Annotated in this window: 24 protein-coding genes and 1 other RNA gene; 4 read left to right on the top strand and 21 right to left on the bottom strand. The window is 33.8% G+C overall.

Translation table 11 applies throughout. The features are described 5' to 3' along the window. Positions 1 to 27: 27 nt before the first annotated feature. From BG262_RS05915 to BG262_RS05835, 17 genes are all read right to left on the bottom strand, one after another. A complete protein-coding gene (locus BG262_RS05915; protein WP_070787949.1) occupies positions 28 to 1101 on the bottom strand; it encodes an ABC transporter substrate-binding protein in 1074 nt (357 codons plus the stop codon). 2 nt (positions 1102 to 1103) lie between these two features. Beyond that, positions 1104 to 1703: a LemA family protein gene (locus BG262_RS05910; protein WP_070787948.1), complete on the bottom strand. Its 600-nt coding sequence runs from the start codon at positions 1701 to 1703 to the stop codon at positions 1104 to 1106. A 52-nt stretch (positions 1704 to 1755) separates the two neighbouring features. After that, the gene (locus BG262_RS05905) at positions 1756 to 2646 is read right to left on the bottom strand and encodes a TPM domain-containing protein (protein ID WP_083312918.1); all 891 of its coding nucleotides are present in this window, start codon (positions 2644 to 2646) and stop codon (positions 1756 to 1758) included. Beyond that, positions 2639 to 3409 carry an ABC transporter permease gene (locus tag BG262_RS05900; protein ID WP_070787947.1) on the bottom strand — a complete coding sequence of 257 codons (771 nt, stop codon included), beginning with the start codon at positions 3407 to 3409 and terminating at the stop codon, positions 2639 to 2641. Before BG262_RS05900 ends, BG262_RS05905 begins: the two co-directional genes overlap by 8 nt. Position 3410: 1 nt before the next feature. Continuing rightward, positions 3411 to 4211, bottom strand: a complete 801-nt coding sequence (locus BG262_RS05895; protein ID WP_070787946.1) for an ABC transporter permease — start codon at positions 4209 to 4211, stop codon at positions 3411 to 3413. Continuing rightward, complete coding sequence (locus BG262_RS05890) at positions 4195 to 5352, bottom strand: ABC transporter ATP-binding protein (RefSeq protein ID WP_070787945.1); 1158 nt, start codon at positions 5350 to 5352, stop codon at positions 4195 to 4197. Before BG262_RS05890 ends, BG262_RS05895 begins: the two co-directional genes overlap by 17 nt. A gap of 43 nt (positions 5353 to 5395) precedes the next feature. Then, positions 5396 to 6304: a UDP-N-acetylmuramate dehydrogenase gene (gene murB / locus BG262_RS05885; RefSeq protein WP_173861961.1), complete on the bottom strand. Its 909-nt coding sequence runs from the start codon at positions 6302 to 6304 to the stop codon at positions 5396 to 5398. Positions 6305 to 6423: 119 nt separating this feature from the next. After that, the gene (locus BG262_RS05880) at positions 6424 to 7881 is read right to left on the bottom strand and encodes an amidase family protein (protein ID WP_070787943.1); all 1458 of its coding nucleotides are present in this window, start codon (positions 7879 to 7881) and stop codon (positions 6424 to 6426) included. Then, on the bottom strand, positions 7874 to 8806 hold the full coding sequence (rarD, locus tag BG262_RS05875; RefSeq protein ID WP_070787942.1) for an EamA family transporter RarD: 933 nt from the start codon (positions 8804 to 8806) through the stop codon (positions 7874 to 7876). Before rarD ends, BG262_RS05880 begins: the two co-directional genes overlap by 8 nt. Then, positions 8799 to 9662: a homoserine kinase gene (gene thrB / locus BG262_RS05870; protein WP_070787941.1), complete on the bottom strand. Its 864-nt coding sequence runs from the start codon at positions 9660 to 9662 to the stop codon at positions 8799 to 8801. Before thrB ends, rarD begins: the two co-directional genes overlap by 8 nt. 1 nt (position 9663) lies before the next feature. After that, the gene (locus BG262_RS05865; protein ID WP_070787940.1) at positions 9664 to 10944 is read right to left on the bottom strand and encodes a homoserine dehydrogenase; all 1281 of its coding nucleotides are present in this window, start codon (positions 10942 to 10944) and stop codon (positions 9664 to 9666) included. 90 nt (positions 10945 to 11034) lie between these two features. Next, a complete protein-coding gene (gene purB / locus BG262_RS05860; protein ID WP_070787939.1) occupies positions 11035 to 12327 on the bottom strand; it encodes an adenylosuccinate lyase in 1293 nt (430 codons plus the stop codon). Between the two features lie 148 nt (positions 12328 to 12475). Then, the gene (locus BG262_RS05855; protein WP_070787938.1) at positions 12476 to 14047 is read right to left on the bottom strand and encodes a cell division site-positioning protein MapZ family protein; all 1572 of its coding nucleotides are present in this window, start codon (positions 14045 to 14047) and stop codon (positions 12476 to 12478) included. Continuing rightward, the gene (locus tag BG262_RS05850) at positions 14044 to 15192 is read right to left on the bottom strand and encodes a THUMP domain-containing class I SAM-dependent RNA methyltransferase (protein WP_070787937.1); all 1149 of its coding nucleotides are present in this window, start codon (positions 15190 to 15192) and stop codon (positions 14044 to 14046) included. Before BG262_RS05850 ends, BG262_RS05855 begins: the two co-directional genes overlap by 4 nt. A gap of 63 nt (positions 15193 to 15255) precedes the next feature. Next, positions 15256 to 15605, bottom strand: an RNA gene (gene rnpB, locus BG262_RS05845) — RNase P RNA component class B. A 56-nt stretch (positions 15606 to 15661) separates the two neighbouring features. After that, positions 15662 to 16063, bottom strand: a complete 402-nt coding sequence (gene gpsB / locus BG262_RS05840) for a cell division regulator GpsB (protein ID WP_070787936.1) — start codon at positions 16061 to 16063, stop codon at positions 15662 to 15664. Positions 16064 to 16127: 64 nt separating this feature from the next. Further along, positions 16128 to 16664, bottom strand: coding sequence for an SLOG family protein (locus BG262_RS05835; protein ID WP_070787935.1), 537 nt, complete (start codon positions 16662 to 16664; stop codon positions 16128 to 16130). Positions 16665 to 16766: 102 nt separating this feature from the next. On the opposite strand from BG262_RS05835, the gene recU reads away from it, so the two are divergent. The 4 genes from recU to BG262_RS05815 all read left to right on the top strand — a co-directional run bounded on the left by recU (position 16767) and on the right by BG262_RS05815 (position 22379). After that, complete coding sequence (gene recU / locus BG262_RS05830; protein ID WP_233278825.1) at positions 16767 to 17375, top strand: Holliday junction resolvase RecU; 609 nt, start codon at positions 16767 to 16769, stop codon at positions 17373 to 17375. Then, positions 17362 to 19356: a PBP1A family penicillin-binding protein gene (locus tag BG262_RS05825; protein WP_083312917.1), complete on the top strand. Its 1995-nt coding sequence runs from the start codon at positions 17362 to 17364 to the stop codon at positions 19354 to 19356. Before recU ends, BG262_RS05825 begins: the two co-directional genes overlap by 14 nt. Before the next feature lie 126 nt (positions 19357 to 19482). Continuing rightward, a complete protein-coding gene (locus BG262_RS05820) occupies positions 19483 to 21639 on the top strand; it encodes an ABC transporter substrate-binding protein/permease (protein WP_070787934.1) in 2157 nt (718 codons plus the stop codon). Continuing rightward, the gene (locus tag BG262_RS05815; RefSeq protein WP_070787933.1) at positions 21639 to 22379 is read left to right on the top strand and encodes an amino acid ABC transporter ATP-binding protein; all 741 of its coding nucleotides are present in this window, start codon (positions 21639 to 21641) and stop codon (positions 22377 to 22379) included. Before BG262_RS05820 ends, BG262_RS05815 begins: the two co-directional genes overlap by 1 nt. A 104-nt stretch (positions 22380 to 22483) precedes the next feature. Here the strand turns inward: BG262_RS05815 and guaC are convergent, their stop codons facing one another. The 4 genes from guaC to BG262_RS05800 form a co-directional block, all read right to left on the bottom strand. Beyond that, positions 22484 to 23470 carry a GMP reductase gene (gene guaC, locus BG262_RS05810; protein WP_070787932.1) on the bottom strand — a complete coding sequence of 329 codons (987 nt, stop codon included), beginning with the start codon at positions 23468 to 23470 and terminating at the stop codon, positions 22484 to 22486. Between the two features lie 70 nt (positions 23471 to 23540). Beyond that, positions 23541 to 23630 (bottom strand): DUF1563 domain-containing protein, encoded by a 90-nt coding sequence (locus BG262_RS11045; RefSeq protein ID WP_353511601.1) that lies wholly within the window; start codon positions 23628 to 23630, stop codon positions 23541 to 23543. 37 nt (positions 23631 to 23667) lie between these two features. After that, positions 23668 to 24762, bottom strand: coding sequence for an AbrB family transcriptional regulator (locus tag BG262_RS05805; RefSeq protein WP_070787931.1), 1095 nt, complete (start codon positions 24760 to 24762; stop codon positions 23668 to 23670). Between the two features lie 108 nt (positions 24763 to 24870). Further along, on the bottom strand, positions 24871 to 26910 hold the full coding sequence (locus BG262_RS05800) for a copper-translocating P-type ATPase (protein ID WP_070787930.1): 2040 nt from the start codon (positions 26908 to 26910) through the stop codon (positions 24871 to 24873). Positions 26911 to 26936: the final 26 nt, after the last annotated feature.

The following is a 26936-nucleotide window of genomic DNA, read 5'->3' as shown; positions in this document are numbered from 1 at the left end:
TATTAATCTGCTTTTCAAATGGAAATATTATTTCCTATACATTTTAAATTGTAGATATTTATCGTTATAAATGCCTAACCATTCTTTACCTAGGTCTTTATATACCTCAAGGTTCTTCATTGTGTCAGCTTCTGGATAAAATTGTTTATCATTTTTGACATCATCTGGTAAAAGTTCTTTTGCCTTTGCATTAGGTGTTGCATAACCAACATACTCTGCATTTTTCTTAGCATTTTCAGGTTCGAGCATAAAATTAATAAATTCATAGGCAGCCTTTTTATTACCAACTGTCTTAGGCATTACCATATTATCAAACCATAAGTTACTTCCCTCAGTTGGAACTACATAGTGCAAATGATCATTTTCTTCTAGCATTGAAGCTGCAGCGCCTGAGAATGTCATTGCTACTGCTGCTTCATCAGAAATCATATATTGTTTAATTTCATCAGCAACTATCGCTTTAACATTAGGAGTGAGATCCTTCAAATGAACTGTAGCCTCATCAATTTGATTAATATCAGTTGAATTAAGACTATATCCAAGCGTGTTAAGGCCCATTCCAATTACTTCACGGGCACCATCAACTAACATTAAATTGTTAGCATATTTTTTATCCCAGAGATCACTCCAATGAGATGGCACTTTTTCAACTAGCTTGTCATTATATACGATTCCAAGGGTACCCCAAAAATATGGAATAGAGTATTGATTGTTTTTATCGAAATCTAAGTTTAAAAATTGAGGTTCAATATTATTAAGACCTTTAATTTTTGAATGATCAAGTTTTTCAATCAAATTTTCAGAAATAAGCTTTTCAATCATATATTCACTAGGGATGGCTATATCGTAAGATGTTCCACCCTGCTGAATTTTTGTGTACATTGCTTCATTACTGTCATATGTTTCATAGTTAACTTTGTAACCTGTTTTTGTTTCAAAATCCTTTAACAATTCTGGATCAATGTAATCACCCCAATTATATATTGTCAAAGTATTGGCTGCCGTTTTGCCACCACTTTTTCTTTGTAAACTTGATGAACAAATTATCAATACTATCATTATTATGATAATTCCACCAAAGAAGGATAAAAGCTTCTTCATGATTATTTTGAACCGTCGGTACTATTTGAATCAGTATTAAAATCAACTTTTGGAGCTTCTTTAGCAGATTCAGATGCTTTAAACATTTCCTTCTTATGAGCACCACGCATACTAGCAACAATGCTAGTTGGGAAGACAGAAATTGTGTTGTTGTAATCTTTAACTGCACCATTATAGTCTTTTCTAGCAACAGCTATACGATTCTCAGTTCCAGCTAACTCATCTGACAATTGAATAAAGTTTTGATTTGCTTTAAGATCTGGGTAATTTTCTTGTATTGCAAGTAAACGTCCTAAGGCTCCGGTCATTTGATCATTAGCTTTAGATAAATCATCAACATTTCCAGATTCTTTTGCACTTAACATACTAGCTCTTGCATTTGCGATATCAGTATAAATCTTTTCTTCATGTTTAGCATAACCTTTTGTTACTTCAACAAGATTAGGAATTAAGTCATTACGTCTTTGTAATTGAGTATCAAGGTCAGCATATTTTGCATCTACTTCATTACCTGAACGTACAATTGAGTTACTCATTGTAAAGAATCCGATAACAAGTAAAGCAAGTACTGCTAAAATACCAATAAGTCCTTTTGATTTCATCTTTTTTCTCCTTTTAAATTAATTATTTTAGTTTTTTGCTTATAGAAAGTAGCTATCTTGAAGCTCCACCACCACTTGATGAACCTCCACCGAAGCCGCCACCTGAGAAACCGCCGCCACCACTTGAGCCGCCGAATCCTCCACCGAAGCCACTACCACCGGTAAACCAATATCCACCTCTTCCGCCTCGTCCTGATGAACCACCGCCACCAAAAAGATAAATTATGACAATTATCGTAATTATAAGAATTATCCAGTCGGTAATACTACCTTCATCATCTTTATTTGTATTTGATTGTCTATCATCATCTGGTATAACTGTTTCGCCATTGAGATCACGAGACAGAGCATCTACTGTTTTTACAACAGCAGTATCATAATCTCCTTTTTCTCGATATGGAACAAAATACTGATCAAGAATTCTTCCAGCTTTACCGTCGTTTATTTGGCCTTCAAGTCCATCACCGACTTCAACTCGAACTCTATTCTCTTCTTTGGCTATAAGCAATAGTAAAGCCTTACTTTCACCTTTTTGTCCAAAACCAGATTTACGGAATAGTTGATTTGCATACTCTTCAATTGCCATACCATTTAAACTAGGTACAGTAACCACAATTATCTGATCACCAATATTTTTATCAAGTGTTCTTGACTGGTTATTAACTGTTTGCTTAGTTTGATCATTTAGCATATTTGCTTGATCATAAACATAAGTATTATCCTGCCAAACTACCTTTTTAATACCTGAATCTTTTTTTGAAGCTTTGGATGAAACTTGCGATGAAGAAGATCCTGAATTGGGTGAACCCATATATCCAATTGCTCCAAAGATAAGAATTCCAAAAATGGCTAATGCAATTAAAATTATTATATTTGTAGTTTTTCTTTGATTATTAGGAGGTCTATTATTAAATGATGATCTCCTAGGTGTGACATCACGCATCCTTTTTCTCCTTACTTATGAAGTAATATCCTATCACAAGTATAACAGAAAATAGAAAAACAAGGGTACTTAATGCGTTAATCTCAAGGCTTATACCTTGGCGAGCACGTGAGTATATTTCTACTGATAGAGTTGTAAATCCATTACCAGTAATAAAGAAGGTAACTGCAAAATCATCAAGTGAGTATGTAAATGCCATGAAGAATCCTGCAATAATACTTGAAGTCAGATAGGGTAAAGTTACTTCAGTCAATGCTTGAAATGGTGTTGCTCCCAAATCATAAGCTGCCTCAACAAGTGAATTATCCATCTCTTTTAGACTTGGTAGCACCATTAACACAACAATTGGAATTGAAAATGCAATATGACTAAGAAGAACTGAAACAAAACTAAGTTTAAACCCAATCATTGTAAATAAAATCAAGAAACTGGCACCAATCATAACATCAGGAGACACCATCAAGATATTATTAAGACCTAGAAGAGTATTTTGTTTTTTTCTATTAAGACTATCAATATATAAGGCTCCGAAAACTCCAATTATTGTAGAAAGAGTTGCCGATAAAAACGCTAAAAAGAATGTTTGTAAAACAATTATTATCAACCTAGTATCAGAAAATAAATCACGATAATGCTGAAGGGTAAATCCTGTAAAGGAGTTCATATTTCCACCTACATTAAATGAATAGAAAATCAAATAAAATATTGGAATATATAGAACTAAGAAAACAAAAATTAAATAAATTTTAGAAAAATTTTTCATATTATTCTTTTGCCTCCTTATCTCTTGTTAGGAACATGATAGCAAGCATTGTAATTATTAGGACCATACCAATTGTTGCACCCATTCCCCAGTTTTGTGTAACTAAGAAGTTTTGTTCAATTGCAGTATCTAAAGTAATTACCCTATTTCCTCCAATTAACCTAGTTAACATAAAGAGACTCAAACTTGGAATGAATACTGCTTGAAATCCTGCCTTTATCCCATTTGCTGATAAAGGTAAAATAACTTGCATAAAAGTTTGAAACTTTGTTGCACCCAAATCATAGGAAGCATCTATTAAATTTCGGTCTATTTCTTCCAAAGAATTAAAAATTGGTAGAATCATAAATGGAATTTCAATATATGCTGCAACAAAAATGAATGAGAAATCAGTAAAGAGAATTTGCTTAGCACCAATCCCTACAAACTGTAAGAATGAATTTACTGAACCATACTTACCAAAGATCCCTATAAAAGCATATGCTTTAAGCAATAAATTTACCCAGGTTGGTAAAATAATCAGCATCAACCATAATTGTTTATTTTTAAGCTGCGCCAAAATATAGGCTGTCGGATATGAGATTATTAGAGTCGCAATTGTTATAATTCCAGCGTATAAAACGGAATTGGCTGTCATCTTTAGATAGGTTACACTTGTAAAATATGTCTTATAGTTATCAAGTGTCAGATTACCAGATATATCAAAGAATGATTGATAGACAAGAAGAAGTAAAGGAGCAACTACGAAGAGGACAATCCACATCATATAAGGAATGGCGAAAAATCTACGCATTCTGCTCATTTTCTTCCTCCTCTTCTAGACCGATTGCAATTCCTTCTTCCAACTCATCTTCTTCAACATATTCTTCAATACGAGCATCAAATTCTTCTTCTGTTTCGTTGAAACGCATGATATGGATGTCTTCTGGTTCGAAATCTAGACCTATTGTCTCGCCAACAATTGCTTTACGTGTTGAATGAATCATCCACTCATTATTAAGCTCATCATCTGCAAGAATTTCATAATGAACTCCACGGAAGACCTGTGTAGTCACACGAACATTGAACTTACCTTCATCTGGAAGAGTAAGTTGTAAGTCCTCTGGACGTATTACAACCTCAACCGGTTCATTTTTTTTCATACCACCATCTACTGCTTCAAATTTCTTCCCATTAAATTCAACAAGATAGTCATCTATCATACGGCCATGGACAATATTACTTTCTCCAATAAATGTTGCTACAAAGTGGTTGATTGGTTCATCATAAATATCAACTGGAGTACCAGATTGAACGATTTCTCCCTCATTCATAACAAAAATCCAGTCACTCATTGCCAGAGCTTCCTCTTGATCATGCGTTACGAAAATAAAAGTTATTCCAAGTCTTTGTTGCAAGGCACGAAGTTCATATTGCATCTCTGTTCTAAGTTTTAAGTCTAATGCAGAAAGTGGTTCATCCAAAAGGACTACACGAGGTTGGTTTACAATGGCACGCGCAATCGCTACACGTTGCCTTTGTCCACCAGAAAGCTTCTGAATACGTCGATTTTCAAATCCCGTTAAACGTACCATCTTCAAAGCTTCCATAACCCGTTCTTCCGTTTCTTCCTTACTAACTTTTCTAATCTTCAAAGGAAAAGCAACATTGTCAAAAACATTTTTATCTGGAAAAAGCGCATATGATTGAAAGACAGTGTGCACATCACGTTTATTGGTCGGTACATCATTTATGCGTTGACCATCAAGAATTATATCACCTGTTGTAGCATCTAAAAATCCAGCAATTAAGTTTAAAATCGTCGATTTCCCACTACCTGATGCACCAAGAAGAGTATAAAACTTACCCTCTTCCAGTTCAAAATTTATATCTTTTAAAACCACAGTGCCAGTGTCTTCAAATACTTTGCTGACATGTTTAAATTCAATAATATTATTTGTCAATTTACTTTCTTTCTATCAAATCACATGGAAATGAGATTTATTTTTATAATTTTATATCATCACCTAAAATTTTAACTTCTGTTTCAAGGTGAATACCACTTGATTCAAATACTTTTTCTTGAACATAGGCAATTAAATTTACGTAGTCACTTGCAGTTCCACTATCAACATTTACCATAAAACCAGCATGTTTATTACTTACTTCAACTCCACCAATACGATGACCTTGAACTCCAGCATCTTGAATTAATTTACCAGCAAAGTGTCCTTCTGGTCGCTTAAATACAGAACCACATGAAGGATATTCTAGAGGTTGTTTAAGTTCTCTAAGATGAGTTAAGCGTTCCATTTCAGATTTAATTTCCTTGTAATCTCCAGCAGATAAATCAAACTTTGCTGATAAACAAATATAATCTTGGTCTTGAAGAACAGTATGACGGTAGCCAAACTTCATATCTTCAGCTTCTATTGTTAAAATTTCTCCAGCATGAGTCATTACTTTACATGAACTTAAAATGTTTGCAATTTCACCACCGTAGGCACCAGCATTCATATAAACAGCTCCACCGATACTTCCAGGAATCCCACAAGCAAATTCAAATCCCGTTAAAGAGTTTTCAAGAGCAACATAGGTTACATCTTTTAAAATTGCTCCTGCACTTGCTTCAATCGAATATCCATCTACTTCGATAGAATTCATCTCTTCAAGTAAAATTACAAAACCTCTAACACCACCATCTCTGATAATAAGATTACTTGCATTTCCCAAAACAAGGAATGGTTCATCAATTTGGTTAGCAAATTTCACTATTTTTTGTAGTTCATCTTCATTTTTAGGAAAAGCCAAAACATCAGCTGACCCTCCAACTTTAGTGAATGTGTAGTTACTTAATTTTTCATTAAATTTAATATTAATTTCTGGTAAGTTTTTTTCTATTTCAATTTTATTAATCATTATTTATATCTTCCTTTTATATGCAAAAAAATAAAAAGCACAGTCGTACTTTTTATTCTAACATAAATATGATATTTGCTAAAGATTTACAAGTCATTTGTGGCTACTAAATCACATTATTTTTTATAGTAATCAGGTAAGATAAATTTACCTGCATCTTCTAATTCCTTAGCTATTGATAATAGTAAAATTTCGCTATTTTTTGGTCCCATAAATTGAACTCCTAATGGTAATCCGTCAGGACTTACATATGTTGGCAAACTTATTGCTGCTTGTCCAGTTAAATTTACCACAAATGGATATGGTGATAATTCTAAGCTACGTTCAAACATATCGGAAACAATTTTCTTTTGCTCCGTAAAATCAAACTCTGTGATGTTTTCCATCTTTTGACAAGTTTCGCTTGTTTCACGTTCCATTGTTGTTTTTGGAGCAACTGTTGCTGTTGTGGGAGTTAAGAATAAATCAAAATTATTAAAAATCTTAATATTGAATTCATGATTTGCTTTCTCCCAGGTATTAAGGCTATTAATATAATCAGAAACTGGAACATTTCGACCAAACTCGTAAAGGGTGTATGTCATAAGCTCAGTATATTCTTTTATAATTTGTGAACTAGCTCCACCAGCCTCAAACATGGCAAAAGTTTCTGAAGCATTCATCAAATAATAATCTTCAATAAGTGCACGGCCATTTATTGGATAATCGACTTGTTCAACATAGTGGCCTAACTCTTCTAAATACTTGACTGTTTGAAGAACAGCATCCTGCGCTTCTTCCGAGATTTTTGTACCTACTGGAGATCCAATCGAATAAGCAATTTTAAGCCTCTTTTGAGGTGATGTAAGGTTCAAAAGACCTTTTTCATCTAATAAGGGAGCTGGATATGGATTTTCTTCTTGAAGAACTTGAGTTGCTGCTAAAAAGCGAGCAGTATCTCTTACAGAGATTGTTTCTGCAAAGTCAATTGAAGCACCTTGCCAGCCACGATAACCTCCTGGACCTTTTGCAGTTCTACCGCGAGTTGGTTTAAGCCCAATTAAGCCAGACCATGAGGCAGGTATACGAATACTTCCACCGCCATCACTAGCTCCCGCAAGTGGGGCAAGTCCTGAGGCAACAGCACTAGCAGCACCACCACTTGAACCACCTGAATATCTAGATTTATCCCAGGCATTAAGACAATCTCCATACAACTCGCTATCAGTTATATTTTTAAATCCAAATTCAGGACTATTAGTTTTTCCAAAAGGAATAAAGCCAGCTTGAAGAACAGATTGAACAAAGTTATCAGTAATTTGAGCCTTGTTTCCGACAAGAAGTTTACTTGCTCCTGTAGCACTCATTCCTTTATAATCTTGTCCTAGGCACTTAAGTGGGATTGGTACACCATCAAATAGACGACCTTGGTACTCCCATTCATTCAAACATTTTTCAGCTAATTCATAATCGTACTCAACAATTGCATTGAGGTCATCTGATTTATATTTTTCCAACGTGGTATCAAGAAGTTCTAAGGGTGAAACTTCCTTATTTTTAACTTGTTCAGCCCAATAACTTGCATCTTTAAGCATTTAATTTCCTCTTCTTATTAATTATCACTTGTCCTATTGTAAAGACAATAATTGAAAGCCAAATAAACATGAATCCTGATAAGTCTCCTCGACTTAATGGTTCTTTAAATACAAATACTGCGATAATAAGCTGAATTGTAGGACTGACATATTGAACAAATCCAACAATGCTTAACGGTGCACGCTTTAAAGCTTCTGCAAACAATAATAATGGAATGGCAGTTATGGCACCAGATAGAGCTAAGGCGATATTTTCGGTACTCGTATAGTTCCATGGTCCACTTTTTGCAAATAAAGCTAAATAAGTAATAACAAATGGTGAAAGGAATAAACTCTCAACAAACATTGAGACATCACTTGATAAACTAGTATTCTTTTTTGCCATACCATAAAATGCAAATGAAAAAGGTAGTATTATAGATACTAATGGTAATTTTCCATTTTGAACAGTTAGTATCACTACTCCAACAAAGGCCAATAAAATTGAGAGTTTTGTAAATCGATCAAGTTTTTCATGGAAAAATATGACAGCGAGTAATACTGATACTAAGGGATTAATATAATATCCAAGACTGGCAGCTGATGCCTGTCCACTTCCTATCGCATAAATATAAGTTAGCCAGTTTACTGCAATAAAAATACTCGCTAAAACCATATTTAATAATTGCTTTTTATCATTGAATAAACTTTTCAACTCTGTCTTCAATTTACCAAGTCGTCCACTTACTAAGAAGTATACAAACATAGTGATAAGAGTTGAAATAATACGGTAAGAAAAAACTTCGAGCGAGTTTATATTTCCTAAAAACTTCCAAAATAGACTCAGAAGTCCCCAACAAATATGACAAAGAACAGCAAGAAGAATCCCAAGATTCCTCCTGCTATTTTCATTTTCTTTTAAATTTTGGTTAGTAGAACTAGACACAAAGCACTCCTTCTTTATCAACTTTCAAGGACAATACTTTACCATCCAAATCCAAAGATTCTATGCTAGAAACAATTTCTTTTTCTACTGTTTCTGGAGCAATCACCATTACAGTTGGACCTGCACCACTTAAATAAGTGGCATAAGCACCCTTATCATGTCCAATCTGTCTAATTGCTTCAAATTCCTTGACTAGACTTCTACGATATTTTTCATGGAATAAATCTGACTCAATCATTTTTCCAGCCTTGTTCAAATCACCTTCCATTAGGGCAGCAATTGCCACATTAGCAATTGAGCTTGCTCCAACTGCCTCCTTATAAGGTAATTCAGCTGGTAATACACCACGGCTATCAGAAGTTAGCAATTCATAGCTAGGAATAAAAGCTATGAATGTTGCATTTGGAAACTCGGCTTCAATTGCCGTTGTCTCATCAGCCACAGTGGATGCAATAACTAAATCACCCATAATTGCAGGGGCGACATTGTCAGGATGCCCTTCTATCTCTGTAGCAAATTTCAACTTTTCTTCATCAGTAAGATTAAGATTAGCCAGTTTATTTGCTAGTTCAATTCCAGCAACGATAACTGACGAGCTTGAACCGAGACCACGTGCCAAGGGAATATCACTCTTCATAACTATCTTGCGAGCTTTCAGCTCAGGAGAAATCTTTAAGGCAGTTGATATCAGTAGATTTTTTTCATCACTTGCAATTTCATCACCCAAGTCATGCTCAATATGCCAATTGTCACTTTCTTCAAAAACTTCAATTTCTAAATATAAATTTAAAGCTACACCAACTGAATCGAATCCTGGTCCGATATTTGCTGAAGTTGCAGGTACTCGAATCTTCATTTTACGCACCTAAAACCTTGAAACTATTTAATAACTTAAATTCAGGAACACTTTCAATTTTCTCAGTAACTTCATGAAGTTGTTTTTGAGTCATTTCATGTGTGATAATTACAACACGAGCTGTACTTCCATTTGAACCTTGTTGGAAAACTTGTGCAAAAGATATTTCCGTATCATTATAAATTTCAGAAAGTTTAAGAATTTGACCATTCTTATCTGGAACTTCAAGAGCGAAATAATATTTACTTTTTATATCATCAGGGTTAGCAAGTACAGTTTCACGTTTAAATTGATTAAAAGGATGAGCTGGAATTTCAGCCTGAATTTCTTTTCCGATATTAATAATATCTGCTACAACACTAGTTGCTGTTGGACGTTGACCTGCACCAGGACCATAGTACATACTTTCCCCAATACCAATACTTTCAACGTACACTGCATTCATTTCATTATTAACACTAGCAAGCGCATGTCCTTTTGGAATAAAGACCGGGCTAACTTGAGCAAAGAGACCGCTCTCTACTTCTTCAATGCTACCAACTAGCTTGATAACATAACCCAGTTTAGCAGCCATCTCAACATCTTCAGGACTAATATTTCGAATACCAGTCTTAGATACTTGATCAACTTCGATATTCATTCCAAAAGCAAATTGACTCAGAATAACCATCTTGTATGCCGCATCAATACCGTCAACATCGTTTGTTGGGTCACTCTCAGCAAATCCAAGTTCTTGAGCAGTCTTCAATGCTTCCTCATATGACCATCCTTCATCGACCATCTTAGTCATCATAAAGTTACTAGTACCATTTACAATACCAAGAACTTTTGTAATTTTATCGCTATTTAAGCTATTTGCAAGTGTACGAAGAATAGGAATTCCCCCAGCTACTGCTGCTTCATAGTAAAGTGAAACATCGTTCGTTTCAGCAATTGAAATTAATTCCTGACCATGGGTAGCTAGTAAATCCTTGTTAGCAGTAACTACATGCTTACCTGATTTCAAAGCTTTTGTAATATATGTTTTAGCAGGTTCAATTCGACCAATTAATTCTATTACAATATCAATCTCTGAATCGTCTACTATATCTTCAATTCTAGTTACAAAGTTATGGTCAAACTGTTTTTCAAGTCTCTCTTTTGAACTTTCTAATACTAGAATTTTACTAATTTCAACATTAGTACCTACTGCTTGTTCAATTTTTTCTTTATTTTCATTTAATAGAAATGGTACACCCTGTGCTACTGTACCAAATCCTAATAATGCAATATTTAATGTCATATCATTCTCCTACAAGATTTTAATATATTGTATCAAAAAAAAGTGAGATTTTCTCACTTTTTCAGAAAATAGTAGTTATATAATTATAAATTACAATCCTACTCTATCAAAGATTTCATCAACGCGATTCAAATGATAATTATAGTCAAACGCTGCATCAATATCTTTATCAGTTAAGTATTGACGTATTTGTTCATTTTCTTCAACTAAAGGTCGGAACATCACTTGCTCATCCCAAGATTTAGCTGTTAGTGGTTGAACTAAATCATATGCAGCTTCACGAGCCATTCCTTTTTCAATTAATTTAAGCATTACATGCTGACTATAAATCAAACCAAAAGTAGCATCCATATTTCGACGCATATTTTCAGGGAAAACAGTCAAGTTCTTAACAATATTTCCAAAACGATTTAGCATATAATCAACTAAAATAGTTGTATCAGGTGCAATAATTCTTTCAGCTGATGAATGAGAAATATCACGTTCATGCCAAAGTGCAATATCTTCAAATGCTGTTACAGCATGACCGCGAACAACGCGTGCAAGCCCTGTCATATTTTCTGATCCAATAGGATTGCGTTTATGAGGCATTGCTGAAGATCCTTTTTGACCCTTAGCAAAGAATTCTTCAACTTCTCGTTGTTCCGATTTTTGAAGACCACGAATTTCAGTTGCCATTCTTTCAATACTTGTCGCAATAATAGCTAAAGTTGAAAAGTATTCAGCATGTAAATCCCTTGGTAACACTTGAGTTGAAATCTCCTGTGCTCGAATTCCTAACTCGTTACAAACATATTCCTCAACGAATGGAGGAATATTTGCAAAAGTACCCACGGCACCTGAAATTTTACCAGCTTCAACACCTTTTGCTGCTGCCTCAAATCTTTCAATATTACGTTTCATCTCTGAATACCAAGTAGCAAGTTTAAGACCGAATGTTGTTGGTTCGGCATGCACACCATGCGTACGTCCCATCATTACGGTGTACTTATGATCACGAGCCTTATTACCAATAATTTCTAAAAAGTTTTTTAAATCTTGTCTTAAAATGTCATTTGCTTGTTTATATAAATAACCATATGCTGTATCAACAACGTCAGTAGATGTAAGTCCATAATGAACCCATTTTCTTTCATCACCTAGAGTTTCAGATACCGCTCTTGTGAATGCTACAACGTCATGGCGAGTTTCTTTTTCAATTTCTAAAATACGATTAATGTCAAAATCAGCATTTTCACGAATTTTTGCAACGTCTTCAGTTGGAATTTCACCAAGTTCTGCCCATGCCTCATCGGCTAAAATTTCAACTTCAAGCCATGCGCGATATTTATTTTCCTCAGTCCAAATTGCTCCCATTTCAGGGCGAGTATAACGTTCTAACATTTTTTCTCCTATATTATATTGATATTACTATTATTAAGTAATTTTCGTAATTAGTCAAGTCCAAAAAGAAAAAACCACCAAATGATTGGCGATTTACGAACTTTAAGTCATAATTCAATTAGATAGTTAAGAAAATAATGCTTAAATATTAAAAATCGGAATTTTTTCCTGGACTTCCAGACGATCCATTACCAAAGTAATAACCAGTCTTACAATTGATACTAAATAAATATGTTCCATCTGTTTTATACATATTATAGTATCCATTGCCATTTATAATATTTACAGGAGTAACATAATATTCATTCCCTTTGAAGTAACCACGCTGTCTTGATGTATTTACAATACCATCAAGTACACCGTCTTTCCATAACCAAGCAGGATTAGATGTATCGTCAACTGCTGCTTGATTTATAGGTACTCGCGAGAGATTATCAATCCCTCCTTGTGTCTGATTGCTTGCTGCCGACTGTTGTTGCTCTGTTTGAGCAGCTTGAGCTTGCTGAGCAGCTGCTTGTGCCGCTGCATCTTGAGCTTTTTTGTCATCTTCAGCTTTTTTCTTTGCTTCTTCGGCTTTCTTCTTATCTTGTTCAGCTTTTTTCTTTGCTTCTTCAGCCTTCTTTATATCTTCTGCTTGTTGTTTTTTACCCATTGCAACTGCTTCATCAATTGTTTGATCAAGTTCAGGAAGTCCAGATTTATTTACAACAAAATCCACATTCGGTTTCGCGTGAGCATCTTTAATAAGTTTACCATCCACAATTACAGGCTTATTAAACTTTGAATTAATTACATTTAATGAGTCTACTTGTTTCTTAAGATTATCAACTTCACCCTTGAATTCATTGTATTTGTCTGTGTCTTTAGTTTTTTCTAATGCATCTTTTAATTCATCTAAACTGTTAATCATATCGTTTTTAACTGCAGTATGTTTATCGTCAGTATAGTAAGTATTAAATAGTGATTCAAAATTATCTTCTTTTTTCTTTAAATTGGCGGCTTTTAATGCTTGTTCTTCACGTTCCATTGCTGCTTTTTTGTTAGCTTGTGTAACAGCAATGCCTCCGGCAGCAAACAAAGCAAGTAAAGCAAGAAGAACATAAACCCATGTCTTTTTTGACTTAGTTTTTGATTTTTCTAAATCAGAATCTTCATCTGATTTTTTTAAAATATCTTCATCAGTAGAATTATTTTCATCCTTTTTAGTTTCATCTTTGTTAATAACTAAATTAACAACATTATCTGGAACTATTTTTTCATCTGTTTTATTAACTTCAGAAATTAATTGGGGATTTTTTTCAGCTAATTCATTCAAATGGTCAATTATATCTTCTTTACGAATTTTCTTACTTGCCTCAATCTCACCACGATGTTGCCTAATATATGCATCTAAAACTGATTCATTTTCTTTATTTTTATTCTCTTGGGCCTCAGCAATATCTCTGATTTCTTCTATAGTTAAATCAGAAGCTTTTACAAAATCTAAAACTTCTTCTTTATGGATTCTAATTTCCTCAGAATCATCCAAATCATTATTTAATTTATTTTCATTTGCTGAATCAGAATCCTTATTTTCATCATTTAGTTGCTCAGTCTCCAATGTTTCCTTTAAAACATCTCTACTTCCCAATGAATCATCTTTATTTGTTTCTTTATTAGTAGTTGATGAGTCTGCAGTAGATTCAACTTCTTCTTTTTTTATCTTATCTTTCTCTGTCATTTTCTTTTCCCAAAATATTGATATAGGTCAACACGCAATGTACCATTATATAGTTTACGTTTCTTGGTTGCCTTTTGACCATATTTTTCTTCGAACATCAAATCACTTGTTAGAATATATTTACTCCATGTTGTAAGTGGTCTAAAGACCTCTCCCATTTCCTTATATAGAACTTTTACGTCTTCAAATTTAAGAAGTCGTTCTCCATAAGGTGGGTTTGATACTATAACACCATCTTCTTTATCTGTATGAAAATCTTGTAAACGCATTTGTTTAAAGTTGATATCATCATAAACACCCGCAACTTTTGCATTCTCTTTAGCGATTTCAACCATACGTCCATCAATATCAAATCCAGAAATATCTAATTCAATATCTTTATTTATTTTACCTTTAGCTTCAGCTCTAAGTTTATTGAATGTATCTTTTCCAAACCAGTTCCATTCTTCACAAATGAAATTACGTCTTAATCCTGGTGCAATATTTCTTGCAATCATAGCTGCTTCAATTGGAAATGTTCCACTACCACATGTAGGATCAACGAATGGTCGCTTCATATTCACACGCCAATTTGTAAGCATAATGATAGATGCAGCCATATTTTCTTTAATAGGTGCTCCGCCTTTATCAATACGATACCCTCTTTTGAAAAGACTTTCACCACTTGTATCAATCAATATCGTTGCTTTATTTTTATGAATGCTTACTTCAATAGGTACTACAGGACCGTTTTCAATAAGTGGAACTCCATCTGGACGGTGAAAATGAGTTTGTAATTTTTTTACAATTGCTTTCTTTGTAATTGCTTGAATACTTGGTTCATTATGCAATGTTGATTTCACAGATTTTGCTTTTGTAACTGGGAAAGCATATCCAAGTGGTAAGTAATCTTGCCAATTTAATGCTAAAACACCTTGAAAAAGTTCTTCAAAAGTATTTGCCTCAAATTCACCCACAATAATTTTTACACGATCTGCTGTCCTAAGCCAAAGATTGGCTAATGCTATAGTTTCATTGTTACCTGAAAATAAAACACGTGAATTATCATCAATTTTATTTTCAATTCCTAATTCTTTTAACTCTCTTGATACCAATGATTCAATACCTGCAGCACTTGTAGCTACTAATTTATAATTTTCAGTCATATTTATCCTTATTCTTTAAAAAAACGGCTGAGCAAAAACCCAGCCATATCCTGTAAAACAATTTTCTATAAGCCATGTTTTGTTCCAGTGTAACCAGGCCTTACACCTTCGATAATCATCTGTCTGTCATATCGACCTCGTCTCACGTTCAATTCCGCTTGACAAGTGCCCCTACCAAAGTTTGGGTTGCTCGCTTGAGGGGTTTACCACGTTCCACTTTAACCGTTTCCAGCTAAACTCGTCTCTTTGGCACTTTTACAGATACTCTCCGCATATAAAACTACTTAGCGAATTTTTCAGCCGTAACTTACGTCCCTAGGCTTATTGTTTCACCTAGCACAATCACTACAGGCATCGCAGCCTGTGCGAGCATGGACTTTCCTCACCATAAAATAGCGCGATTATCCGAAAATTGCTCTCCCATTATATCAAATATTTATATATAAATCAAAGCTAATTCAATTAATATTTAAACAATTTCATTTGTGTCTTCAAGTTTTTTGTCTTGTGCACCAAATACTGCCAATTCCAAACGTGACAATCTTTTCAAAACATCAAAGTTTGAGCCTTCTTGATATTGCTTTCTTGGTGAAACTTGTTTAGCTTTTTCAGTCGCAGCAATAATTTGAGCAGGTTCAATACGCTTTGTATCACCATCTTCAGCATTATTAGGTTTTTCCTGCATTTTTGATATTTTTGAACGCAGAAATTCATTTTCTTCTCTTAAACTAAGAATCTCGTCTTCATAAGTTTCATAGTCTCTAATAATTTCATCAAGTACTACATCAACTTGTTCTGGATCATATCCTCTCATTTTTTTATCAAAATGCTTCTCATATATATCTTTTGGGGTAAAATTAAAATTCGCCATTAATATCTCCTTGATATTCGTTATACTTTTTCTAAAACAATTCTATCAGAAAGACTATTAGCTTTCAAGATGAATAGTCATCATTTAGCTCTCTAGAAAATTCTTCAAGTTCTTCAAAATCAATTCCAAAACTTTCATAATCTTCTTTTTCTTGAACCATCTTCAATAAATATTTAAAATTTGTCTCATGTTCTTGATCATAAAAATAAAAACATCCATCAGTATGATTTAACAGGAATCTATTATATTCTTTAAATTGACCAGGATTTTCATATTTATCATATGCATACTGTACAAAATCTGCCTTAAGATATTCTGAAATAATCATTTTCCCTTCTTCATTCCAGTTTTCTCCATGGGTCTTGAAATTGAATATAACTGCTAGCTGCAAATTATAATCACCCTTTAATTCATTTGCTACTTCATATGCCCAAAACTCAAAACCTTTATTTCCAGAAAATATTAACCATTCTAATCCTTCATCAATAAATTTTAATAAATGTTTTTTTATATCTTTTTTTATAACTGTAATTCTAGGATCACTACTCTTAAATATAGCTAATTCATAATCTTTATAACCACATATAAGTAAACTTTTCATTTAAATACTCTGCCTCAATTATTTTTTTTATGTTATAATCATTATAGCTATGTCGAATGCATTTTGGCAATAGTAAACAATCACTATCAAAGGAGTACTAAGGTGAAATATCCAAATGGTATTAAAAAAACTACTCCTTCAAATAAGGATAATAATAACAATAAAGTTAATTTTGCTAATCGCGGAATGAGTTTTGAAACAGAAATAAATGCAACTAATGAATATTATTTAGTTCATGATATTGCTGTCATTCATAAAAAACCTACACCAATTCAGATAGTTAAAGTAGATTACCCTAGGAGAAGTCGTGCAAAAATTGTTGAAGCATACTTCAAACAGGCATCTACAACCGATTACTCAGGTGTATACAAAGGAAAATATATAGATTTCGAAGCCAAAGAAACCAATCAAACGACAACCTTTCCTTTGAAAAACTTCCATGAGCATCAAATTAGACATATGGAAAAAGTAAGAAAGCAAGGTGGTATATCCTTTGTGCTATTCCATTTTTCAAAACTTAAGGAAACATATTATTTAGACTCAAAATTCTTAACCAGTTACTATGATTTAAGAGATGGAAAAAAGTCCATTCCACTATCCTACATTAGAGAGAATGGATATAGCATCGAAATGAGTCAAATTCCAAGAATTCCATATTTAGAAATAATTAATAAATTGTATTTAGGGGGACACCAAAATGACAAGTTCTGATAGGAAATCAAAAAATCAGAATAAACTTATGCGTAAAATTATAAAGTATTCATTAATAATATTTTTATCTCTTTTCATCTTAGCATTTTTAATAGGGAGTGGATTATTTATTCATTACGCTACAACTGCTCCAAAGCTCGATGTTTCAAAGCTTGAAAGCAAGCCTTCGTCTATTGTTTATGACAAAGATGGAAATATAATTGCAGATTTAGGTCAAGAAAAAAGAGAAATGGTTGCAACAAATGAGATTCCTTTAACTCTTGTTGATGCAATTACATCAATAGAAGATCATAGATTTTTCAATCACCGCGGTGTCGATCCTGTACGTATAATGGGTAGTGTTCTTCACAACGCAAAAAGCGACACTACACAGGGTGGTTCAACTTTAACTCAGCAACTTATCAAGCTTTCATATTTCTCTACTAATAAGAGTGACCAAAATGTCAAACGTAAAGCCCAAGAAGCATGGCTATCAGTTCAGTTAGAACGTAAAGCATCAAAAGAAGAAATACTTACCTTCTATATAAATAAGGTATATATGGCAAATGGATATTATGGAATGCGTACTGCTGCAAAAGCCTACTATGGTAAAGAATTAAAAGATTTATCGCTTTCTCAACTAGCACTACTAGCAGGTATGCCACAATCTCCTAATGGATATAATCCATATACAAATCCAGAGGCTGCTAAGACAAGACGTAACACAGTACTTTCATCTATGTTACAATATGAAAAAATTTCTAAAGATGATTATGATAAAGCAGTTGCAGCCCCGATTGATGAAGGGCTTCAAAAACTATCACCTTCTATCACTATTCCTGCATACGCAGATAATTTTCTCAAACAAGTAATTGAACAAGTCAAAAATGATACTGGACAAGATGTTACTACCGGTGGATTAAAAGTATATACTACTTTAGATACAAATGCTCAAAAATACTTATATGATATTGTAAATAGCGATGAATATGTTTCTTATCCAGATAACGATATGCAAGTTGCCTCAACAGTTGTTGATGTTAGCACTGGTGCCGTTGCAGCACAAATTGGAGCAAGGAAACAAGATCCTGGAACAATTTTTGGTAATAACCAAGCTGTCAATACAGACCGCGACTGGGGTTCAACAATGAAACCAATTACTGATTATGCTCCAGCATATGAATATGGAGTATATGATTCAACTGGAAAATACTTATCAGATAATCCATACAATTATCCAGGTACAGATATACCTCTATATAACTGGGATCATAAATACCAGGGACAGATCACTGTTAGACGTGCCATTACTCAATCAAGAAATGTACCTGCAGTGAAAACTCTGGAAAGTGTTGGACTTGATAATTCAGCAGAATTCTTAAATAAATTAAATATTAAGTATCAGACAATGGGTTATCCGAATGGTATTTCAAGTAATACAAACGAGAGCGGAAGAGAATGGGGAGCAAGTTCGGAAAAAATGGCTTCTGCTTATGCTGCTTTTGCAAGTGGTGGTATATATACAAAACCTTATTATGTAACTAAAATTATTGATGATGAGGGTAAAGAAACAAACTTAAAACCCGAAAAAATCCGTGCAATGAAAGAAACAACTGCATATATGATGACTGATATGCTCAAAGATGTCATTACTCAAGGTACAATGACGAATGGTTATATTCCGGGACTTATTCAAGCAGGTAAAACTGGTACAAGTAACTATACTGATGAACAGTTCGAACAAGTAGTTGCTGAATATGGAATGCTTGATAATTTGATGGCTCCTGATGAAAACTTTGTCGGTTATACTCCACACTATTCAATGGCTGTATGGACAGGTTATAAAAACAAACTAAATCCTTTATATGGTCCAAAACTCGCTGTATCTTTAGATGTATATAGAGAAATGATGACTTATCTTTCTCAAAATGTTCCTAATGAGGACTGGGTAATGCCCGAAGGTGTCTATCGAAACGGTAGTGAACTTACGGTTTCTAATTAAATATTAAACAAAAGAGTGATAATTAAAACGTTATCATTCTTTTTATATGTCTTTATATGTGATAATTTCTGACACGTTTAATTTTTTTTGGTATAATTTAGAGTATAAAAATTTTTGGAGGAAAAAATGAATAAAAAATTTTTAGTTATTCTAACGTTTTTATTTTCATTTTTCTCAGTTTTTACAGCAAATGCTGATGAGAAAAAAGTTAAAATCGCTAGTGACTCAACCAACGCACCATTTGAATTTCAAGATTCAAATAAGAAGTATGTTGGTATCGACATCGACTTAATTAATAAAGTCGCTGAAATGAATAATTGGGACCTAGATCTTACTAATCCAGGTTTTGATGCAGCAGTTAATTCTCTTCTGTCAGGTCAAGTTGACGGAGTGATTGCTGGTATGTCTATCACCGACGAACGTAAAAAGATTTTCGATTTTTCAGATCAATACTATAAATCTGAGATTGTAATCGCTACTACCAAGGAAAAACCTATTAAATCTTATGAAGAACTTAAAGGTAAAACTGTTGGTGTAAAAAACAGTACTATATCTCAAGAATTCATATTAAAACATGAAAAAGAGTATGGCTATAAAGTCAAAACATTCAACGAAGCATCACAAATGTTAGATAGTTTAAAAATAGGTGATGTTGATGCCGTAATGGATGAAAAACCAGTTTTAGCCTACACTGCCACTCAAGGTAAAGATATCGCTATTAATATGCCTGCTGAGCCAATTGGTGGATACGGTTTTGCTGTTAAAAAAGGAACTCATCCAGAACTTATCAAACAATTTAACGACTCACTTGCTGAATTAAAATCAAATGGTGAATATGATAAAATAGTTGGAAAATATATTGGTAAGTCTGATAATAAGGATTCTAAAAAGGAAAGCCAAAAAGCTACACCTGTGAAAAGTCAATATAACATTTCGAGCGATAGTTTATTTGCACCATTTGAATTCCAAGATTCTAGTAAAAAATATGTCGGTATTGATGTAGATTTGATGAATGCAATTTCTCAAGATCAAGGCTTCAATATTAAAATGAATTTTGTTGGTTTCCAAACTGCAGTTGACCAAACCCTTGCAAATCAGGCGGATGGAATGATTGCTGGTATGTCAATAACTGATGAACGTAAAAAAGTATTTGATTTCTCTGAACCTTACTTTACTGCTAATTCAACAATTGTAGTTAAAGAAGGAAATGATAAAGTAAAATCATATGAGGATCTTAAAGGACTAACAGTCGGAGTAAAAAATGGTACTGCCTCTCAAGATTTTCTTGAAAAAAATAAAGATAAATATGGTTACAAAATAAAAGTATTTGATACTGCTGATACTATGTATGAAAGTTTGAATACTTCAAGTATTGATGCATTCATGGATGACGAGCCAGTTGTTAAATACGCTATTAAACAAGGTAGAAAATTCTCAACACCTATTAAACCTGAAAAAATTGGTGAGTACGGTTTTGCTGTTAAAAAAGGATCTAATCCTGAACTTATTGAAATGTTCAATAACGGTTTAGCTGAACTCAAAGATAATGGTCAATATGATAAAATTGTAGATAAATATGTTGGAGATAATAAATCTTCTAATAATGAAGCAGATGAAACTACAGTAATTGGAATTCTTAAAAATAACTGGCAACAATTATTGAAAGGACTTGGAGTTACAATCCTTCTAGCTGTTGTTTCATTTATTCTTGCGTTAGTTATTGGAGTAATCTTTGGATTATTCTCCGTGAGTCCAAGTGGTTTCCTACGTAAGATTACTGAATTATATGTTGACTTAATCCGTGGTGTTCCATTAATGGTACTTGCAATCTTTATCTTCTATGGAATTCCAAACTTACTTGAAATGCTCACTGGACATGCTAGCCCACTCAATGACTTTGTTGCTGGTGTAATTGCTCTAACACTTAACTCTTCAGCATATGTAGCTGAAATTGTCCGTTCTGGTGTTCAAGCAGTACCAACTGGCCAAATGGAAGCAAGTCGTAGTTTAGGTGTTCCATATGCAAGGACAATGAGAAAAGTAATTTTACCTCAAGCTGTTAAAATTACAATTCCAAGTTTAGTTAACCAATTTATTATTACTTTGAAAGATACAACAATCATTAGTGCAATTGGACTTGTGGAACTTCTTCAAGCAGGTAAAATTATTGTTGCTCGTAATTTCCAATCATTTAAAGTATACGGAATCGTTGGTTTGATTTACTTAATCGTAATCTACATACTTATCCGCTATGCAAGAAGATTAGAAAGGAACATGAAATAATGGCTAAATTAAAAATTGATGTTCAAGATTTACATAAAAAATTTGGTAATAATGAAGTTTTGAAAGGTATTACAACTCAATTCTATGAAGGTGATGTTGTTTGTATTATTGGACCATCTGGCTCTGGTAAATCAACTTTTCTTAGAACCTTGAATGGACTTGAAAAAATTACAAGCGGTTCAGTCTTAGTTAATAATTTTGACCTTGCAGATAAAAATACTGACTTGAACTTAGTAAGACAGAATGTTGGAATGGTTTTCCAACACTTCAACCTTTTCCCAAACATGAGTGTAATTGATAACATTACTTATGCTCCTGTTGAACTAAAGAAAATGACTCCTGATGAAGCTCGTGAGAAAGCTGAAGAACTTCTTGAAACAGTTGGACTTTTAGATAAAAAAGATGCCATGCCTGATTCACTATCAGGTGGTCAAAAACAACGTGTCGCTATCGCTCGTGCCTTAGCAATGGAGCCTGATGTAATGCTCTTCGATGAACCTACAAGTGCACTTGACCCTGAGATGGTTGGTGATGTACTAGACGTTATGCAAAATCTTGCTAAACAAGGTATGACAATGTTAATTGTAACTCACGAAATGGGATTTGCTCGTAAAGTTGCAAATAGAGTACTATTTACCGATGGTGGTGTAATTCTTGAAGATGGAACACCAGAGCAAATCTTTGATAATCCTCAAAATCCGCGTTTACAAGACTTCTTGAATAGAGTACTTCACGCATAAATAAAAAGAGATCTTAGGATCACTTTTTATTTATGAAAAATATTGAATTTTAACAAATTAAAAAAGGTGTACTCTTGAAAATTCAAGAGTACACCTTTTTATTATTATAGTGAATCGCCATTCCAAATAGAATTTTTAACAATTACGTAGTCAACTTTCGTAAGTGATTCTAAATCTTTCCCACCTGCATAAGAAATTGAAGACTGCAAATCTTGCTCCATCTCAGTAAGGGTATCCTGTAAATTACCTTTATGAGGAAGGAGAATTTTTTTACCTTCAACATTTTTATGCTCACCTTTTTGGTACTCGCTTGCAGAACCATAGTATTCTTTAAATAATTGTCCATCAACTTCTACTGTCTTACCTGGTGATTCTTCATGAGCAGCAAATAATGATCCAACCATAACCATACTTGCTCCAAATCTAACAGATTTAGCAATATCACCATGAGTACGGATTCCTCCGTCAGCAATTATTGGTTTACGAGCAGCTTTTGCACATAGACGAACTGCGGCTAATTGCCATCCACCTGTACCAAATCCAGTTTTAACTTTAGTGATACATACTTTACCTGGGCCGATTCCAACTTTTGTTGCATCTGCACCTGCATTTTCAAGTTCACGTACCGCTTCTGGCGTACCAACGTTCCCTGCAATAACGAAAGATTCAGGAAGTTTTTCTTTAATGTATTTAATCATATTGATAACTGAATCAGAATGGCCATGCGCAATATCAATCGTGATATAGTCAGGAACCAAACCTGCTTCTGCAAGTTCATCAATAAATTCATATTCATTATCTTTAACACCAACAGAAATTGAAGAAATTAATCCTTGTGCTTTCATTTTTTCAACAAATGGTCTTCTAGCTGCTTCATCAAAACGATGCATGATGTAAAAATAATCATTTTTAGCTAGATATTCAGCGATTTCTTCATCAATAATAGTTTGCATGTTTGCGGGAACAACTGGTAATCTAAATGTGTGTTTACCAAATTTAACGCTTGTATCTGCCTCAGAACGGCTCTTAATGATGCATTTGTTAGGTACTAGTTGAATGTCCTCGTAATCAAAAACTGGTGTATTGTTCATATTATCTCCTGACTTAGGCTTTATTGTTCAGGGGACCGACCTGGCCAACGCATAAAAGCGAACGGCTTCGCTACTTCACCATCAAATATCCCTGTTTTAATGAAGCTTCCTTATATATTGTATACAAGTTACTCAATATACACAAGAAAAAAACACCAATAATAGTGTTTTTTAATCTTAACGTTCGGTTTTTATTTTTATTCTAAGAATACAGAAAATATTCTTACTAGATATGGTAAGACAATTACAGTGTAAAGTGTTCTGCTTATTTGAATACCAGCAATTTTTGGCATATCCCCACCTAATTCACCTGCAATGAGTGAAATGTCTGTTGCTCCTGCCGGTGATGAAGCAAATAAGGCTGATTGTAAATCAAGGATGTTCCTTTTATAAATTATTCTTGCAAACACTACATTTACTACTAAATAACTTATTAGTAAAAGAATTACAGGGATAATCAATTTTGAAAGTTGTTCCATATTTTCTCTAGTAAAGCTACAGCCAATTATTGAACCAGCAGAAATTTGTGCAATATATCTTATCCAATTTGATAGAGGTTTTGTATCTCTAGTTACCTTTAAGACCAATGAAAATATCAAAGAAAATATTAATGCTCCAACAGGAATTCCAATCCATTTTCCTAACAATCCACCAATAGTTGATACAATTAAAACTAACACATTATTTGAAAATACAGAGGATTTATCATCTGTACTTTCTTGGTCACTTTCTTGATCTAGTATCTCTTCTTCTTCCTTAATCTCTTCAATATTGCTATTCTTTTTCTCAGCCTGACTACCGAATTTATTAATAATAAATTTTGTCCAATATGGCAAGATTAAAAGCATACCAACGAGTCTAGCAAGTTGCATAACTGCTACAACACCTGAATCAGCACCCATATCTATACTAATGAGTGAGACGTCCATTATGCCTCCTGGTAGACAAGACAAGAGGGCTGTTACTGCATCCATCCCGTAAAAATAACTAAAGATAAATCCCATTACAAAGGTATTGATGGTAAAAAATAACATCAGTAGAGCAATTGGCTTTACCAAGCTTGGAAAATTTTTCAAATCACTCTTAGTCACTTGCTGACCAATAAAGGCACCACTTACAATTTGCGCAAACAACTTGATGTTTGTCGGAGCATACATCTGTCCACTAATTACGGAAAAGACTGCTACTGCAAGCATACTACCTATCATAAAAGGGGCTGGAAGTTTTATTTTTTTAGCTAGAAAACCACCAAAGGTTCCCACTAGCATGGTTAATATTACTTTATAAATCATATTAGCTTACTCCTTTGAAATCATTGTAACATAAATAACAAAGATAAAATTACAAAAATCAAAGAAACCAAGTAAAACACAAGAAAGAAAAACCAACATAAGTTGGTCTTAAACTTTTAATGTCATTGCATTTATGGCTACGATAACTGTAGAGAAACTCATTATTATGGCACCTACAATTGGTGATAGAACAATTCCTATCGGTGCCAAGACACCTGCTGCAAGAGGAATGGCAATGATATTGTATCCTGCTCCCCACCACAAATTTTCTTTCATCTTACGATTTGAATTTTTAGCAAGGTCAAGCATTTTTATTATATCTTCAGGATTAGAATTGACTAATATTACATCTGCCGCTGCAATGGCAACACTTGTCCCACTTCCAATTGCAAAGCTTAAATCACTTGTGGCAAGTGCTGGTGAATCATTAACCCCATCTCCGACAAATAGAACATTTCCTTTTTCTTGATATTCCTTAACAATTTTTGCTTTATCTTCTGGCTTTAATTGAGCCCTAAAATCATTTATTCCTAATTCTGATGCAACTTTTTGAGCTGCTTTTTCATTATCACCAGTTAGCATTACAGGTTCAATTCCGCGATTTTTCAGTTCCTTAATAAGAGTTTCAGCCTGTGGTTTAAGTTTATCACCGAGTGTCGCTAAACCAATGACCTCGTTTCCAGATATTAGATAGCTAACTGTCAGATTATCCTCATTATCAATTTTATTATAATTTATTCCATTTTCTTTTAAATATTTTTCATTAACGATTTTATATTCTTTTCCCGAAATATTACCTTCAATGCCTACGCCAGGAATATTTTCAATATTGTTTGCCTTAAGTGAATTATCACTAACCGCTTCAACTAATGCTTGCGCAAGAGGATGAGTACTTCCTTCTTCAAGAGCAGCCATAATTTGCGCTATATCTTTTTGGCTAAATTCCTTAGAAAAAGTCATATAATCATGAACCTTGAAATCTCCATCAGTCAATGTTCCTGTCTTGTCCATTAAGGCGAACTTGAGCTTAGACACATTTTCTAAAGGTTCACGGTTTTGAATCAAAAGACCATTTTTCGCAGCTAGGGTACTCGTTCTTGACACGACCAAAGGTATAGCAAGTCCCAATGCGTGAGGACAGGCAATTACTAACACTGTCACCGCCATCATGATACCATATGAGAGACCGTTGATTGCAGACCAGATGATTAAGGCTAGGATGGCAAATATCAGGGCAGCATAGAATAACCAGCTAGAAACCTTATCAGCCATAGTCTCTGCCTTGCTCTTTTTCCCCTGAGCTTCTTCCACCAGCTTAGCAACTTGAGACAAATAGCTATCCTTACCAACGACAGTAACTTTCAGCTCAAAAGGATAATTTTTGTTTAGTGAGCCAGCAAATACTTCTTGCCCTTTTTTCTTTTGCACGACACTCGATTCACCAGTTATCATACTCTCATCAAGCATGGCCTTATCACTAGTTATCGTCCCGTCAGCAGGTACTCTTTCATTTTCCTTAACTAAAAGAGAATCACCTACTTTTACCTGATTAATGGGAATATCCTTACCACTTGTAAGATGTGCCTCATGAGGTAAAAGTTTAACCATTTCAGTCATACTAGAATTAGCCTGCATTATGGCATTCATTTCAATGATATGACCAAGTAACATGATAACGATTAAGGTAGAAAGTTCCCACCAAAAGTCCATTTGATGTCCACCTGTCATATTAATAATCGTAGAATATACGCTATATAAATATGAAACGGAGATACCTAATGTAACTAAGGTCATCATCTCAGGTTTTTTATTTTTTAGTTCTGATTTTGCTCCCTCAAAAAATGGTTTTCCTCCATAAAAAAAGATGATTGTACCAAATATCAAGACTATTATTTCTTGGTATGGTAAATGAAGTATTGATGACTTCATACCCATCATTGGTGTTAAAAGTAAGATTGGAATCATCAAGAATATACAAATGATTAACCTCTTTTTCATATCACCGTGATTCATGTGTCCCATTGGCATAGAACCATGGTCCATTGAAGACATATCCATATCACTCATATCATCTTTAGACATATTAGACATTTGTTTCTGATTACTATCCATATGATGATCGTGATTTTCCATATTTTTATGATCCATATTTCTTCTCCTTAATTGTTAGCATA

Origin of the sequence: Floricoccus penangensis (assembly GCF_001832885.1) — a bacterium.
In the GTDB taxonomy this organism is placed as follows: Bacteria; Bacillota; Bacilli; order Lactobacillales; family Streptococcaceae; genus Floricoccus; species Floricoccus penangensis.
The sequence above is the reverse complement of the archived record's forward strand: the minus strand, read 5'-3'. Positions and strand labels throughout refer to the sequence as shown.

Bases quoted from the DNA above. Each gene is read 5' to 3' on its own strand.
- BG262_RS05905 (WP_083312918.1), bottom strand. From the start codon at position 2,646: ATGCGTGATGTCACACCTAGGAGATCATCATTTAATAATAGACCTCCT.
- BG262_RS05900 (WP_070787947.1), bottom strand. From the start codon at position 3,409: ATGAAAAATTTTTCTAAAATTTATTTAATTTTTGTTTTCTTAGTTCTA.
- BG262_RS05880 (WP_070787943.1), bottom strand. From the start codon at position 7,881: ATGCTTAAAGATGCAAGTTATTGGGCTGAACAAGTTAAAAATAAGGAA.
- thrB (WP_070787941.1), bottom strand. From the start codon at position 9,662: ATGAAGATTCGAGTACCTGCAACTTCAGCAAATATCGGACCAGGATTC.
- BG262_RS05850 (WP_070787937.1), bottom strand. From the start codon at position 15,192: ATGACTGAAAATTATAAATTAGTAGCTACAAGTGCTGCAGGTATTGAA.
- BG262_RS05915 (WP_070787949.1), bottom strand. From the start codon at position 1,101: ATGAAGAAGCTTTTATCCTTCTTTGGTGGAATTATCATAATAATGATA.
- BG262_RS05800 (WP_070787930.1), bottom strand. From the start codon at position 26,910: ATGGATCATAAAAATATGGAAAATCACGATCATCATATGGATAGTAAT.
- gpsB (WP_070787936.1), bottom strand. From the start codon at position 16,063: ATGGCGAATTTTAATTTTACCCCAAAAGATATATATGAGAAGCATTTT.
- BG262_RS05815 (WP_070787933.1), top strand. From the start codon at position 21,639: ATGGCTAAATTAAAAATTGATGTTCAAGATTTACATAAAAAATTTGGT.
- BG262_RS05805 (WP_070787931.1), bottom strand. From the start codon at position 24,762: ATGATTTATAAAGTAATATTAACCATGCTAGTGGGAACCTTTGGTGGT.
- BG262_RS05825 (WP_083312917.1), top strand. From the start codon at position 17,362: ATGACAAGTTCTGATAGGAAATCAAAAAATCAGAATAAACTTATGCGT.
- guaC (WP_070787932.1), bottom strand. From the start codon at position 23,470: ATGAACAATACACCAGTTTTTGATTACGAGGACATTCAACTAGTACCT.
- BG262_RS05910 (WP_070787948.1), bottom strand. From the start codon at position 1,703: ATGAAATCAAAAGGACTTATTGGTATTTTAGCAGTACTTGCTTTACTT.
- BG262_RS05855 (WP_070787938.1), bottom strand. From the start codon at position 14,047: ATGACAGAGAAAGATAAGATAAAAAAAGAAGAAGTTGAATCTACTGCA.
- BG262_RS05865 (WP_070787940.1), bottom strand. From the start codon at position 10,944: ATGACATTAAATATTGCATTATTAGGATTTGGTACAGTAGCACAGGGT.
- BG262_RS05835 (WP_070787935.1), bottom strand. From the start codon at position 16,664: ATGAAAAGTTTACTTATATGTGGTTATAAAGATTATGAATTAGCTATA.
- BG262_RS05820 (WP_070787934.1), top strand. From the start codon at position 19,483: ATGAATAAAAAATTTTTAGTTATTCTAACGTTTTTATTTTCATTTTTC.
- purB (WP_070787939.1), bottom strand. From the start codon at position 12,327: ATGTTAGAACGTTATACTCGCCCTGAAATGGGAGCAATTTGGACTGAG.
- BG262_RS05895 (WP_070787946.1), bottom strand. From the start codon at position 4,211: ATGAGCAGAATGCGTAGATTTTTCGCCATTCCTTATATGATGTGGATT.